The sequence below is a fragment of the Klebsiella sp. K-3 genome, assembly GCF_051207495.1.
Taxonomy (GTDB): domain Bacteria; phylum Pseudomonadota; class Gammaproteobacteria; order Enterobacterales; family Enterobacteriaceae; genus Klebsiella; species Klebsiella aerogenes.
In genome coordinates this window covers 208,939-222,135 of sequence record NZ_JBPNXF010000001.1, presented here as the reverse complement: position 1 = coordinate 222,135, position 13,197 = coordinate 208,939, and the positions used below count along the sequence as shown (strand labels likewise).

14 protein-coding genes are annotated in these 13,197 nt (G+C 57.5%); 8 read left to right on the top strand and 6 right to left on the bottom strand.

All coding sequences use genetic code 11. The annotated features are described in order from the left end of the window. Positions 1–81: 81 nt before the first annotated feature. From purE to mnmH, 3 genes are all read left to right on the top strand, one after another. Positions 82–591: a 5-(carboxyamino)imidazole ribonucleotide mutase gene (gene purE / locus ACSEMK_RS01055; protein ID WP_430914429.1), complete on the top strand. Its 510-nt coding sequence runs from the start codon at positions 82–84 to the stop codon at positions 589–591. Further along, positions 588–1,655: a 5-(carboxyamino)imidazole ribonucleotide synthase gene (purK, locus tag ACSEMK_RS01050; protein ID WP_087860340.1), complete on the top strand. Its 1,068-nt coding sequence runs from the start codon at positions 588–590 to the stop codon at positions 1,653–1,655. Before purE ends, purK begins: the two co-directional genes overlap by 4 nt. Positions 1,656–1,764: 109 nt before the next feature. Beyond that, positions 1,765–2,841: a tRNA 2-selenouridine(34) synthase MnmH gene (gene mnmH / locus ACSEMK_RS01045; RefSeq protein ID WP_430914430.1), complete on the top strand. Its 1,077-nt coding sequence runs from the start codon at positions 1,765–1,767 to the stop codon at positions 2,839–2,841. Between the two features lie 107 nt (positions 2,842–2,948). Here the strand turns inward: mnmH and ACSEMK_RS01040 are convergent, their stop codons facing one another. The 3 genes from ACSEMK_RS01040 to ybbA form a co-directional block, all read right to left on the bottom strand. Then, positions 2,949–4,094 (bottom strand): porin, encoded by a 1,146-nt coding sequence (locus tag ACSEMK_RS01040; RefSeq protein ID WP_435336279.1) that lies wholly within the window; start codon positions 4,092–4,094, stop codon positions 2,949–2,951. A gap of 181 nt (positions 4,095–4,275) precedes the next feature. Next, positions 4,276–6,690: a putative ABC transporter permease subunit YbbP gene (gene ybbP, locus ACSEMK_RS01035; protein ID WP_435336278.1), complete on the bottom strand. Its 2,415-nt coding sequence runs from the start codon at positions 6,688–6,690 to the stop codon at positions 4,276–4,278. Further along, positions 6,687–7,373 carry a putative ABC transporter ATP-binding protein YbbA gene (gene ybbA / locus ACSEMK_RS01030; RefSeq protein WP_015367886.1) on the bottom strand — a complete coding sequence of 229 codons (687 nt, stop codon included), beginning with the start codon at positions 7,371–7,373 and terminating at the stop codon, positions 6,687–6,689. Before ybbA ends, ybbP begins: the two co-directional genes overlap by 4 nt. On the opposite strand from ybbA, the gene tesA reads away from it, so the two are divergent. Genes tesA through ACSEMK_RS01015 form a run of 3 tightly spaced genes read left to right on the top strand, consistent with a single transcriptional unit; the run spans position 7,341 to position 9,676 of the window. After that, on the top strand, positions 7,341–7,967 hold the full coding sequence (gene tesA / locus ACSEMK_RS01025) for a multifunctional acyl-CoA thioesterase I/protease I/lysophospholipase L1 (RefSeq protein WP_015704624.1): 627 nt from the start codon (positions 7,341–7,343) through the stop codon (positions 7,965–7,967). The genes ybbA and tesA overlap by 33 nt on opposite strands. Continuing rightward, positions 7,957–8,763 carry an SDR family oxidoreductase gene (locus ACSEMK_RS01020; RefSeq protein WP_162750175.1) on the top strand — a complete coding sequence of 269 codons (807 nt, stop codon included), beginning with the start codon at positions 7,957–7,959 and terminating at the stop codon, positions 8,761–8,763. Before tesA ends, ACSEMK_RS01020 begins: the two co-directional genes overlap by 11 nt. A gap of 58 nt (positions 8,764–8,821) precedes the next feature. Then, the gene (locus ACSEMK_RS01015; protein WP_113373769.1) at positions 8,822–9,676 is read left to right on the top strand and encodes a thioredoxin family protein; all 855 of its coding nucleotides are present in this window, start codon (positions 8,822–8,824) and stop codon (positions 9,674–9,676) included. A gap of 94 nt (positions 9,677–9,770) precedes the next feature. Here the strand turns inward: ACSEMK_RS01015 and fetB are convergent, their stop codons facing one another. Both fetB and fetA read right to left on the bottom strand, forming a co-directional pair. Then, positions 9,771–10,553 (bottom strand): iron efflux ABC transporter permease subunit FetB, encoded by a 783-nt coding sequence (fetB, locus tag ACSEMK_RS01010; RefSeq protein WP_113373768.1) that lies wholly within the window; start codon positions 10,551–10,553, stop codon positions 9,771–9,773. Continuing rightward, positions 10,540–11,217, bottom strand: a complete 678-nt coding sequence (fetA, locus tag ACSEMK_RS01005; RefSeq protein ID WP_113373767.1) for an iron efflux ABC transporter ATP-binding subunit FetA — start codon at positions 11,215–11,217, stop codon at positions 10,540–10,542. Before fetA ends, fetB begins: the two co-directional genes overlap by 14 nt. A 139-nt stretch (positions 11,218–11,356) precedes the next feature. On the opposite strand from fetA, the gene ACSEMK_RS01000 reads away from it, so the two are divergent. Continuing rightward, positions 11,357–12,274 carry an SPFH domain-containing protein gene (locus tag ACSEMK_RS01000; protein ID WP_020079443.1) on the top strand — a complete coding sequence of 306 codons (918 nt, stop codon included), beginning with the start codon at positions 11,357–11,359 and terminating at the stop codon, positions 12,272–12,274. Further along, positions 12,271–12,729 carry an NfeD family protein gene (locus ACSEMK_RS00995; protein WP_213317124.1) on the top strand — a complete coding sequence of 153 codons (459 nt, stop codon included), beginning with the start codon at positions 12,271–12,273 and terminating at the stop codon, positions 12,727–12,729. Before ACSEMK_RS01000 ends, ACSEMK_RS00995 begins: the two co-directional genes overlap by 4 nt. Here ACSEMK_RS00995 and cueR read toward each other — a convergent pair. Then, positions 12,726–13,136 carry a Cu(I)-responsive transcriptional regulator gene (gene cueR, locus ACSEMK_RS00990; protein WP_087860348.1) on the bottom strand — a complete coding sequence of 137 codons (411 nt, stop codon included), beginning with the start codon at positions 13,134–13,136 and terminating at the stop codon, positions 12,726–12,728. The two genes, ACSEMK_RS00995 and cueR, sit on opposite strands and share 4 nt — an antisense overlap. Positions 13,137–13,197 lie beyond the last annotated feature (61 nt).

The window sequence follows — 13,197 nt, the reverse complement described above, 5'->3', positions numbered from 1 at the left end:
CGTTTTCCTTGCCGGGATATCGTGCTATTCTCTGTGGCCTCTAAAGCAGTGTGAAGCACACCCACAGGAGTTTTCAGACGCATGTCTTCCCGCAATAATCCGGCGCGTATCGCCATCGTGATGGGGTCCAAAAGCGACTGGGCTACCATGCAGTTCGCCGCAGAAATCCTTGATACCCTGAACGTTCCGCACCATGTTGAAGTGGTCTCCGCCCACCGTACGCCCGATAAACTGTTTAGCTTCGCCGAAGGCGCGGAAAACAACGGTTATCAGGTGATCATCGCCGGTGCGGGCGGCGCGGCGCATTTGCCGGGCATGATTGCAGCGAAAACTCTGGTGCCGGTGCTCGGCGTGCCGGTTCAGAGCGCAGCGTTAAGCGGCGTTGACAGCCTCTACTCTATTGTTCAAATGCCGCGCGGCATCCCGGTCGGCACGCTGGCCATCGGTAAAGCCGGCGCCGCTAACGCCGCCCTGCTCGCCGCGCAAATTCTCGCCCAGCATGATGCCGAACTGCACCAGCGCCTGAGCGCCTGGCGTCAGGCGCAGACCGATGAAGTGCTGGATAACCCGGACCCGCGAGGTGCGGTATGAAACAGGTTTGCGTCCTCGGTAACGGACAGTTAGGCCGCATGCTGCGTCAGGCCGGTGAACCGCTGGGCATCGCCGTCTGGCCGGTCGGTCTCGAAGCCGACCCGGAAGCGGTGCCATTCCAGCAAAGCGTCATCACCGCTGAAATCGAACGCTGGCCGGAAACCGCCCTGACCCGCGAACTGGCGCGCCATCCGGCTTTCGTCAACCGCGACGTTTTTCCGATCATCGCCGACCGCCTGACCCAGAAACAGTTGTTCGACAAACTTGGCCTCGCCACCGCGCCGTGGCAGCTACTGGCGGATAAAAGCGAGTGGCCTGCCGTGTTTGCCCGCCTGGGCGAACTGGCTATCGTCAAGCGCCGCGTCGGCGGCTACGATGGCCGCGGGCAGTGGCGCCTGCGCGCTGACGAAACCGCACAACTGCCGGATGATAACTACGGCGAGTGCATCGTCGAGCAGGGAATTAACTTCTCCGGCGAAGTGTCGCTGGTCGGCGCCCGCGGGCGCGACGGCAGTACGGTGTTTTATCCGCTGACCCGCAACCTGCACCAGGATGGCATTCTGCGCGCCAGCGTCGCCTTCCCGCAGGCGAATGCGCGCCAACAGGCGCAGGCCGAAAGCATGCTGACGGCGATCATGAACGAGCTCGACTACGTGGGCGTGATGGCCATGGAGTGCTTCGTCACCGCCGAGGGACTACTGATCAACGAACTGGCGCCGCGCGTGCACAACAGCGGCCACTGGACGCAAAACGGCGCTTCCATTAGCCAGTTTGAACTGCATCTGCGCGCCATTACCGATTTACCGCTGCCGCCGCCGGTGGTCAATAGCCCGTCGGTGATGATCAACCTGATCGGCAGCGATCTGAACTACGACTGGCTGAAGCTGCCGCTGGTGCATCTGCACTGGTACGACAAAGAAGTCCGTCCGGGGCGTAAAGTCGGGCACCTGAATCTAACCGACAGCGATACCGATCGCCTGAGCGCCACGCTGGAAGCGCTAAAACCACTCCTGCCGGTTGAATACGCCAGCGGCGTTTTCTGGGCGCAGTCGCAGCTTAATTAAGCCATTCGTGCCGGGGATTTGATCTATCCCCTTCCCCGGCACGCCCTTCGGCGCGTAGAATCCCCACCTCGCAGTAAGCACATCTGGTTTTAACTCAAAAGGACGACCCATGGAAAATGGGACACACTATCGCGCCATCCTCTGCGCGGATACGCCGCTTATCGACGTTCGCGCGCCGGTGGAATTCCAGCAAAGCGCGATGCCCGCGGCGATTAACCTGCCGCTGATGAACGACGAAGAACGCGCCGCCGTCGGTACCTGTTACAAGCGCCAGGGGCCGGAAGCGGCATTATCCCTCGGCCATAAGCTGGTCGATGGCGACCTGCGCGCCAGCCGCCTGAAGGCGTGGCTGACAGCCTGCGCCCGCTATCCACAGGGTTATCTGTGCTGCGCCCGCGGCGGCCAGCGCTCGCATATCGTGCAGAAGTGGCTGCGGGAAGCGGGCGTCGATTATCCGCTGATTGTCGGCGGCTACAAAGCGCTACGCCAGGCGGCAATACAGGCTACCGAGGAGCTGGTACAGCGCCCCATCGTGCTGATTGGCGGCTGCACCGGCAATGGCAAAACCCAACTGGTTTGCTCGCGCCCGGACGGTATCGATCTCGAAGGCCACGCCCACCACCGCGGCTCGTCATTTGGCCGAACGCTGCTGCAGCAATACCCACAGGCGACGTTCGAAAACCATCTTGCGGTCTCCCTGCTTAAAAAGGCGGAACAACAAACACGTTGGGTGCTGGAAGATGAAGGCCATATGATCGGCGCGAACCACCTGCCGGAGTGCTTGCGCATCCGCATGGCGCAATCGCCGCTGGCGGTGGTGGAGGATCCCTTTGACGTTCGTCTCGAACGGTTGCGCGAAGAGTACTTCGATCGTATGCATCGCGACTTTATTACCGCCTATGGCGAAGAGAAAGGCTGGCAGGAATATAGCGAGTATCTGCATCATGGGCTGTTTGCCATCCGGCGTCGGCTGGGGCTACAGCGCTTTGCCCAGTTAACCGAACTGCTCGACGCGGCGCTGTTGCAGCAGCAGCGTTCCGCCAGTACCGAGGCGCACTTCGCCTGGCTGGTACCGCTGTTGAATGAATACTACGACCCGATGTATCGCTATCAGTTGGGGAAAAAAGCCGGAAAAATCATTTTTCGCGGCAACTGGCAAGAGGTCGCCGCCTGGCTGGCGAAGTAGTTCCCCCAACCAGACGGCTTCCCGGGTAGCGGCTAGCGCCTTACCCGGGCTACCCCCGCTTAACGTAGCGCAAGCCGGGGAAATTCCCAGCTTGCGGCAACTCATCGTCAGAAGTCGTAGCGCAGACGCACCAGGTTCATATCGCCCAGATCATCGGTGCTGGAGGTAAACACGTGCTCGTAATCAACACGGAAACCGTAATCCAGCTGGAAGCTAATACCCAAACCGTTATCAATACGCTGATAGTTGCGGCCATTCACATACTCCAGGCGGTCGCCCATAAAGTACGGCTGAATAGATTTAACAGCGTATTGATTGATCGGGAATTTATAGCCGGCAAAGTATTCAATACCCCAGGCATCGCCGGCGAAGTAGTTATGAACATCGGTTTTCTTGGTAGTCAGGAAGTTCTGATACCAGCCGCCGCCGAAGGAGAAAGTCCAGTTATCCGGGGTCCAGCTCAGCGCGGTACCAACAATATTCTGGTCATAGGTTTTGCTATCGGAGCTTGACGGGTCGCGCATTTCGGCGCGGGTGTAGTTCCACGCGGTACCCCAGGTCAGGTCCTTCATGATGTGGTAATCCGCACCGATAGAACCGCCGCCTTTACGCTTGTAGCGTAGGCCATTACCCGGCAGATATTCGCTATCTTCAAACAAATAGGATCCGTACAGATCGACATCGCCCACGGTTTTCTTATATTTCAACATATTGCGTGAACGATAAGAACCATCGTAGTCGCCATTGATACCGTTACCCGGGGCCTGACCAATCATATCGTAGTCCCAGATATCGGTTTTCACGCCGACGACATCATAGTAAATACTGTTCTGCTGACCGTAGGTTAAGGTACCCCAGGTATCACTCTTCAGACCGGTATAGAGCATACGACGGGAGGTATTGTTCGCCCCTTCCGCGTAGTGATTGTCCCAATCGAACAGCGCCGGAATATTGACGCCCAGTTCGTAGTAGCTGATCCAGCTAATATCATCAAACAGATAGTAATCAGCCGCAAAACGGAAACGGGTGCCGCCATCGAAACCGTTACGCTTGTAGGAACCTTTATCGCCATCGCCGGTCATCATGTTGAACTGCGGACGAATACTGCCGCCGACGGTAAAGTTAAGGCGGCTTAACGGATCGCCCGCCTGCGGATCTTGTTTCAGCAGCGTAATCTCAGCCTGGGATGCAAAAGAAGTTAACGCTAATGCTGCGCCGATCGAGATCGCCAGCGCTTTTATTTTATGTACCATGCTTTTTCCTTGAGTAATAAGCAACCTTATATTTGCCAGTTGAATATTAACTGCGAATTAGCACGACGTGTTGTTGGGTTTTTAATGTTTTGTGCGCTTAAAAATCAAGGAATTATCATTTTGTGCCGTTAAAATAAAAGCGCCGCGAAATTGCGCGGCGCTTCATAAAAATGAAATCTATTTACTGGTTAAATTGTCGGAATAACGCTTTTCCTTTTAATAAGCGTAATCCCAACCATCCGCCGCACAACGATAATAATATAGCGCCGGATAATGGCAGCATAACCCACAGCCGCCAGTCCGGCGTCCATGGAAAATCAAACACTTTGGTTTGCAGCATCGCCAGCGCCACCTCGGCGCCAATGGCCGCCACCAGCCCCGACACCACGCCAAGCAGAGCGAACTCCGCCCACAGCGTGGTACGTAGCAAGGTTTTACCGGCCCCCAGCGTCCGCCAGACGACCAGCTCCTGATGCCGCTGACGCATCCCGACCTGCACCTGGGCCAGCAGCAATAGCACGCCGCAGGCGGTGACCAGCACCACCATGACCTCCAGCGCGCGACTTACCTGCGTCAACACCTGGCCTACCTGGCGCAGGATGGCGCCGATATCCAGCAGGCTAACGGTGGGGAATTCGCGATTAAGCTGGGTCAGCATCGCGTTGCCATTATCCCAGCGGAAGCTGGTGAGCCAGCTTTGCGGCTGCCCATCCAGCGCCCCTGGCGGGAAAATAAAGAAGAAGTTTGGCCGCAGGCTCTCCCAGTCAACTTTGCGCACGCTGGTCACCTTAGCGTTAAATTGCTGAGTGTCGCCGGTAAAGGTGACGCTATCACCGATCCTGACGCCCAACCGCTGCGCCAGCCCCTCTTCAATCGACACCTCGCCCGCCTTCGGCGGCCAACTGCCGGCCACCAGCGGATTATGATCCGGGCGCTGCTCGCTCCAGGTGAGATTAAGCTCGCGGTTTAGCGCTTCGTCTTTATTGCCCTCGGTGGTTTGACCGTTAATCTGCGTCAGCCGCGCGCGCACGATGGGGTAAAACTCCGCCGCCCGGGTCTGGTGTTCGGCAAGGAATGTCTTCACCGGCACTACCTGTTCGGGTGCGATATTAATCAGGAAGTAGTTCGGGCTTTCCGGCGGCAGCTGCTGCTGCCAGCGTTCGAGCAAATCGCCGCGTAACACCAACAGCAGAGCCAGCAGCATAAACGACAGTGAAAACGCCGCCAGTTGGCTCAGCGTTGACCACGGCTGGCGCAACAGGCGGTTCACCGCCAGGCGTAGCGGTAACGCTTTCAGCGTTAAGCGCTTGAGCAACCACAGCAAGGCCCAGCCTACCAGCCCGCACAGCAGCGCCAGCACCAGCGCCCCGACCAACACCGACCATAGCAGCGGACTACCGCCCATCAGCCAGGCTAGTCCGCCCACGACAACCGCGCAGACCACGGGAATATAGTGTTTCAGCGGCCAGACGTTAGCCACCACATCTTGCCGTAATACCCGTAGCGGCAGGGTCGCCAGCAGCAGCCGATAGGGCCGCCAACCAACCAGCAGCGAAATTACCACCATCGCGCCGATAGCCCATAGCCACGGCCAGCCGCTGGCCGGCGGCAGCGCGGCGGGCAGCACCGGTTTAAGCATCAACAGCAGGGCTTTTTCCAGCAGCAGCCCCATCGCGCCCCCCGCCGCCACCGCCAGCGCCAGCAACATCAGCCACTGACCGACGATAAGTTTACGTAGCTGCGCCCGCCCGGCGCCCAGCGTCTTAAGGATGGCGACCAAATCATAGCGGCTGCGGCAGTAATGCCCCATCGCGACCGCTACCGCAGCGACCGCCAGCAGCAACGTTAATAACGCGGACAGCAGCAAAAATTGCTGCGAGCGTTCCAGAGATTTCCCCAGCGCGCTATCATCCTGCTCCAGACCAATCCAGCGATGTTCCGCGCCAAGTTTCGGCAGCAGCCACCGCTCGTAAGCCGCCAGTTGCTGCGCGCTACCGGCGAACTTATAGCGCCAGGAGACGCGGCTGCCGGGCTGTACTGCGCCGGTTTTCGCCACGTCGGCGATATTCATCAGCAACCGCGGCGCCATCTGGAAGGGGTTGAAGCCGGCGTCAGGCTCCTGAATGACCTCGCCAGCGATGCGCAAGGTAGCGTCGCCAACATCAATGTTATCGCCGGTTTTTAGATTCAGCAGCGCCATCAGCCTTGGGGCCAGCAGGACGCTGCCGCGCTGCGGTTTTAATCCCGCCGGTGCGGTCTCCAGCGTGCCGTACAGCGGATAAGTATCATCAACCGCCTTCACGTCCGACAGCTGCGGGGTATCTACAGCGAAAGTCATGGTGGCGAAGTTCAGCTGTTCGCCGACGGTTAACCCTAGCGTACGCGCCTGGGCGAGCCACTCGGCAGGCACTTCGCGTGAACTGCGCAGGGTGCGATCCCCGGCCATGAATTCGCGGCTTTGCTGGCTAAGCCCTTTTTCCATACGGTCGCTGATTGAGCCCAGCGCCAGCACGCAGGCCACCGCCATGCTTAATGCCAACCAGACGATGAGCAGCGAAGGCGAGCGCCATTCGCGCCAGAACCAGCGGGCTATCATGCTTCCTCCTGCAGCTTGCCATCCACCAGGCGTAAGCGACGATCGCAGCGCGCCGCCAGTAGCGGATCGTGGGTCACCAGAATCAGCGTGGTACCGTGTTCGCGGTTGAGCGAGAACAGCAGATCGGCGATTTTATCGCCGGTGTGACGGTCGAGATTGCCGGTCGGCTCATCGGCAAACAGCAGCGCCGGACGGCCGTTAAAGGCGCGGGCCAGCGCCACTCGCTGCTGCTCGCCGCCGGAAAGCTGCGCCGGCAAATGGTGCAGCCGTTTGCCAAGCCCCAGTTGTTCAAGCAGCGCGCGCGCATCGCCACGGCTCTGGCTATCGCTGGCGCCGCGCAGCAATGCCGGCAGCTCGACGTTCTCAAGGGCGTTTAGCGTCGGAATCAACATAAACGATTGAAAGACAAAGCCTACGTGCTTTGCGCGTAGCCTCGCGCGCGCCTCTTCATCCATTTGATGCAGCGGCTGCCCCAGAAGAGACACTTCCCCGCTGCTGCCGTCGTCAAGCCCGGCGAGAATCGCCAGCAGCGTGGATTTCCCGGAACCGGACTCGCCAATCAGGGCGATGGTTTGCGCCGGTTTGACAACCAGCTCAACTCCGGTAAGGATGGACAACTGATGCTCTCCCTGACCGACGGATTTCTTAAGATGATGAACTTCAAGTATGTTTTCCGCTGGCATTTGCCTTTCCTGTTTATGGTTCTGTTTACCTGCCGCGCAATGGCGGCGGATACGCTGTTAGTGCTTGGCGATAGCCTGAGCGCCGGCTATCGGATGGCGGCGAATACTGCCTGGCCTGCTCTGCTCAATGATAAGTGGCAGGCCAAAACGACGGTGGTCAATGCCAGTATCAGCGGCGATACATCGCAGCAGGGCCTGGCGCGCCTGCCGGCGCTACTGAAGCAGCACCAACCGCGCTGGGTGCTGGTGGAACTGGGCGGCAACGACGGGCTGCGCGGTTTCCCGCCGCAGCAAACGGAGCAGACGCTACGCACCGTTATTCAGGATATCAAAGCGGCGAAGGCCCAGCCGCTGCTGATGCAAATACGCCTGCCCGCTAACTATGGGCGCCGTTATAATGAAGCCTTTAGCGCGATTTATCCGCAACTGGCCAAAGAGTTCGATATTCCTCTACTGCCCTTTTTTATGGAGGAGGTTTATCTCAAGCCACAATGGATGCAGGACGACGGCATTCATCCTAATCGCGATGCGCAACCGTTTATTGCCGACTGGATGGCAACCCGGTTGGCTCCCTTAGTTAATCATGACTCCTGAACGCCGGGAGTCATTCACAGGTAAAGTTATGCAAAAATCGGTTTTAGTTACAGGATGTTCCAGCGGAATTGGCCTCGAAAGCGCCCTTGATTTAAAGCGCCAGGGCTTCCGCGTACTGGCCGCCTGCCGTAAGGGGGAGGATGTCGCTCGTATGCAGGAACTGGGTCTGACCGGTATTTTGTTGGATCTTGATGACCCGCAAAGCGTCGAAAATGCCGCCGCCGAAGTCATCGCGCTGACCGATAACCGCCTGTATGGCCTGTTCAATAATGCAGGCTACGGCGTCTATGGCCCGCTCACCACCATCAGCCGTCAGCAGATGGAACAGCAGTTTTCCGCCAACTTTTTTGGCGCCCATCAGCTCACCATGCTATTGCTGCCCGCCATGCAGCCGCACGGCGAAGGCCGCATCGTGATGACCTCTTCGGTGATGGGCCTGATTTCCAGCCCCGGTCGCGGCGCCTATGCCGCCAGTAAATACGCGCTGGAGGCGTGGTCCGATGCGCTGCGTATGGAACTCCGCCACAGCGGCATAAAAGTCAGCCTGATTGAGCCTGGGCCAATCCGCACCCGCTTTACCAACAATGTTAACCAGACCGGCGACAAGACGGTAGAAAATCCCGGTATTGCCGCGCGCTTTACGCTCGGCCCGGAGGCGGTGGTGGAAAAAGTGCGTCATGCCTTCGTCAGCGACAAACCGAAACTGCGCTATCCGGTGACGCTGGTCACCCACGCAGTAGGCTGGTTAAAACGCCTGCTACCGGCCCGTGCGATGGACAAAATTATCCAGGGCTGAGTTGAAGCGCTGAATGTCGCCCCCATCTAAAACAGAAATCGACCAACGAGATACGCTCATGTCCGAACAGAATATTGTCAATATTACCGAAGCTAATCTGCAGCAGACGCTGCAGCAATCCATGAATGCGCCGGTGCTGTTTTACTTCTGGTCCGCCCGCAGCCAGCACTGCGAACAGCTGACGCTGGTGCTTGAGCGCCTGGCCGCCCAATATCACGGTCAGTTTACGCTGGCGAAAGTAGATTGCGACGCGGAGCAGATGCTGGCCTCGCAGTTTGGTCTGCGCGCGATCCCAACGGTGTATCTGTTCCAGAACGGCCAGCCGGTAGATGGTTTTGAAGGCCCGCAGCCGGAAGAGGCTATCCGCGCCCTGCTGGATAAAGTGCTGCCGCGCGAAGAAGAATTGAAAGCGCAGGAAGCGCTGGCGCTGATGCAGGAAGAAAAATACGCCGACGCGCTGCCGCTGCTGAAAGAGGCCTGGCAGTTGTCTAACCAGGATAGCCAGATTGGCCTGCTGCTGGCGGAAACGCTAATTGCCCTGCAGCGTTCCGATGAGGCCGAAGGTGTGCTGAAAACCGTGCCGCTGCAGGATCAAGACACCCGTTATCAGGGGCTGGTGGCGCAGATTGACCTGCTTAAGCAGGCCGCTGATACCCCGGAAATCCAGCAACTTCAGCAGCAGGTCGAGCAGAACCCGGACGACGCGGCGCTGGCGTCTCAGTTGGCGTTGCAGCTGCACCAGGTCGGGCGCAACGAAGAAGCGCTGGCGCTGCTCTTCACGCATCTGCAAAAAGATTTAGGCGCCGGCGATGGCCAGGTGCGCAAAATGCTGCAAGAGATCCTCGCGGCGCTCGGCACCGGCGACGCCCTGGCGGCGAAGTACCGCCGCCAGCTGTATTCACTGCTGTATTAATCAGAGGCGCTGACCCGGATAGCGCTACGCTTATCCGGGCTACAGATTACGCCGTGGTAGCCCGGGTAAGGCGTAAGCCGTAACCCGGGAATACTTACGGGCGCTTTTTCAACTGCGTCACCACCAATTGATGGCGGGCATTGAAGAACTTCCGGTAGGTCAGATAACCGGCAATAATCGTCGACAGGCTGGCGGTCGATAGCAACATAAACGTGACCATAATCTGATACTTAATCGCCTTCACCGGATCAATCCCGGCGAAAATCAGTCCCGACATCATGCCCGGTAAACTCACCAGCCCGACCGTTTTCGCCGAATCTACCGTGGGAATCAACGAAGCGCGTATGCTGTCGCGAATCAGCCGCGCGGAGGCCATCTTCGGCGTCGCGCCGAGGCTTAGCTTCTCCTGAATCTGCTGCTGCTCGCTGTTAAAACGCTGGCCCATATTGTTGTAGCACAGTCCTACCGCCACCATAGCGTTACCGGCCACCATGCCGGCAATCGGAATAACCTGCATCGGCACAAAGGCGATCGACCCCGAGAAGACCAGTACCGCCAACGTTAGTCCAGCGCCGGTGGTAATAGCGATAAACGATGAAACAAAAGCTTTGTCGATATATTTACTGCGCTTCTTCGCATTCCACGCCGCGTTGAAGCAGATAAACAGCACCATCAATAGCGTCAACACCTCATGGTTGACGTTAAAGATATATTTCAGCACGTAGCCGACGATAATTAATTGCACTATCGCCCGGCAAATACTCCAGATGATATCTTTTTCCAGCGCTAGCTTTTCTCGATAGCTGACGACGATCGCTACCAGCACCAGCACCATCGAGAGCGCCAGTGATTCGTTAGTAATATTATGCCCGTTCATTTTTCACCTCCTGCATTTTCCCGCCGGCAGGCTGTAGCGTAATGACTTCATCAGCATGGGCAATTTCGTTCTGGTCGTGAGTGACCCACAGAATGGCCATCCCTTTTTCCGTCGCGTAGCGATGAATAATCTCGTTAACGTTGCGCTTATTACTTTCATCCAGCGCGCTGGTAATTTCATCAAGCAGCAAAACCTGCGGTAGAAACTGCAAATTACGAATGAGCGAGACCCGCTGCTTTTCACCGCCGGAAAGCTCATTAATGGATTTCTCCAACGTGTTATCCGCCAGCCCGAATCGTTCGAGGTCGGCAATCAGCGCTTTAGGATCCGGCTGTTTGTTGCGGATCTGCCATGGGAAGACCAGGTTGTCATAGACCGAATCGCCGAATAGCGCCGGGGTTTGCGCGCAGTAAGAGACCTGCTGGCGATAGTTTTCTGGCGTCAGCGTAGTGATATTTTTGTCATTGAAAAAAATCTCTCCGCTGGTCGGGCTCAGCAGCGAGGCGATAATTTTCAGCAGCGTACTTTTGCCGCATCCGGATGGCCCGGTAATCAACTTAAATTCCCCGGCCGCAATCCGGAGATCGATATTATTCAGGATGACCGCGTCGTCGGTTTTAAAACCAACACCCTCGAGACGTAAAATCGCGTTATTTTCCTTCATTATATGTCCAGTTTATTTCCTCAAACCCAGACAGTTTACTCCAGTTTTCTTTCACCGGAACAAGGAGAAAGTTATACTCTGTTTAAACATGCGCCATTTCGCTGCGGCGCCCATCAGGCAACAAGACAGGAGGTTTTTGATGCTGATTTTTATCCCCGTTCTTATTTTTGTCGCACTGGTCATTGTGGGGGCGGCAGTAAAAATCGTGCCGCAGGGATATCAATGGACCGTCGAACGCTTTGGCCGCTACACGCAGACGCTGCAGCCGGGCTTAAGTTTAGTGGTGCCGTTTATGGACCGCATCGGCCGTAAAGTGAACATGATGGAGCAGGTGCTGGATATCCCTTCACAGGAGGTCATCTCCCGCGATAACGCCAACGTCACCATTGACGCCGTGTGCTTCATTCAGGTTATCGATGCGCCAAAAGCCGCCTATGAAGTCAGCAATCTTGAGCTGGCAATCGTCAATCTGACGATGACCAATATTCGTACCGTGCTCGGCTCGATGGAGCTGGATGAAATGCTCTCCCAGCGCGATAGCATTAACACCCGCCTGCTGCATATCGTCGACGACGCCACCAATCCGTGGGGGGTAAAAATCACCCGCGTCGAAATCCGCGACGTTCGTCCGCCTGCGGAACTTATCTCCTCAATGAACGCCCAGATGAAAGCCGAGCGAACCAAACGCGCCTACATCCTGGAGGCTGAAGGGGTGCGCCAGGCGGAAATTCTCAAAGCCGAAGGCGAAAAGCAGTCGCAAATCCTCAAAGCCGAAGGTGAACGTCAGTCAGCCTTCCTGCAGGCGGAAGCCCGCGAACGTTCCGCCGAAGCGGAAGCCCGCGCCACCCAGATGGTGTCATCGGCGATTGCCTCAGGGGACATTCAGGCGATTAACTACTTCGTGGCGCAGAAATATACCGACGCGCTGCAGCAGATTGGCGCCGCCAACAACAGCAAAGTGGTACTGATGCCGCTGGATGCCAGCAGCCTGATGGGCTCGATAGCCGGGATCGGCGAACTGTTGAAAGAGAGCAGCGCCGAACGGAAAAAATCATGATCGCCCTGATCCTCGCCCATCCGCATATTTTCTGGCTGACTCTCGGCGGGCTATTGCTGGCGGCAGAGATGCTCGGAAGCAATGGCTACCTGCTGTGGAGCGGCGTAGCTGGCGTCGTCACCGGCCTGCTGACCTGGGCTATTCCGTTCAGTTGGGAATGGCAAGGGACGCTGTTTGCCGTTCTTACCCTGCTGGCGGCCTGGCTGTGGTCAAAATGGCTGCGTAAACGTATGAGGCAGCAGCGCCCCGCCGACGCGCAGCTTAACCAGCGCGGCCAGCAGCTGGTTGGCCGTCGTTTCACTCTCGACAACGCGCTGGAAAACGGTCGTGGCCACGTCCGCGTCGGCGATAGCTCCTGGCCGGTGATTGCCGATGAGGACCTCGCGGCGGGCAGCAAGGTTGAAGTGGTCGCCATCGAAGGAATTACCTTGCGGGTAAGAGCCGCCGTCCGTTAAGCCTGCGCTTTGCGGTGACAGCAGCCGGAGAGGTTATCCATTATTGGACAATCCGCGCTGTCATCGCCTGGGCAGGCGTCCGCCAGCGCCAGCAGATGCGCGCGCATGTTTTGCAACTCGCGGATATGGTTCTCAATATCCGCGACTTTCTCCAGCGTTCTTTTTTTCACATCGGCGCTGTGCCGCGACGGATCGTTGAATAACGCCACCAGCTCGCGGCACTCTTCCAGATTAAATCCCACCTGCCGCGCCTGGCGCAGCAGCGTCAGTTCATCCAGATGCTTCTGACTATAGGTACGGTAGCCGTTATCGCTACGCAGCGGCGCCGTCACCAGCCCTTTCTCTTCGTAAAAACGAATCGCTTTGCTGGTTAAGCCGGTTTTTTTCGCCACATCGCTAATATTCATTTTTCCCCCTTGACCTTCCCCTTGCTGGAAGGTTTAACCTTCTTAATACTCGATGAAAGAG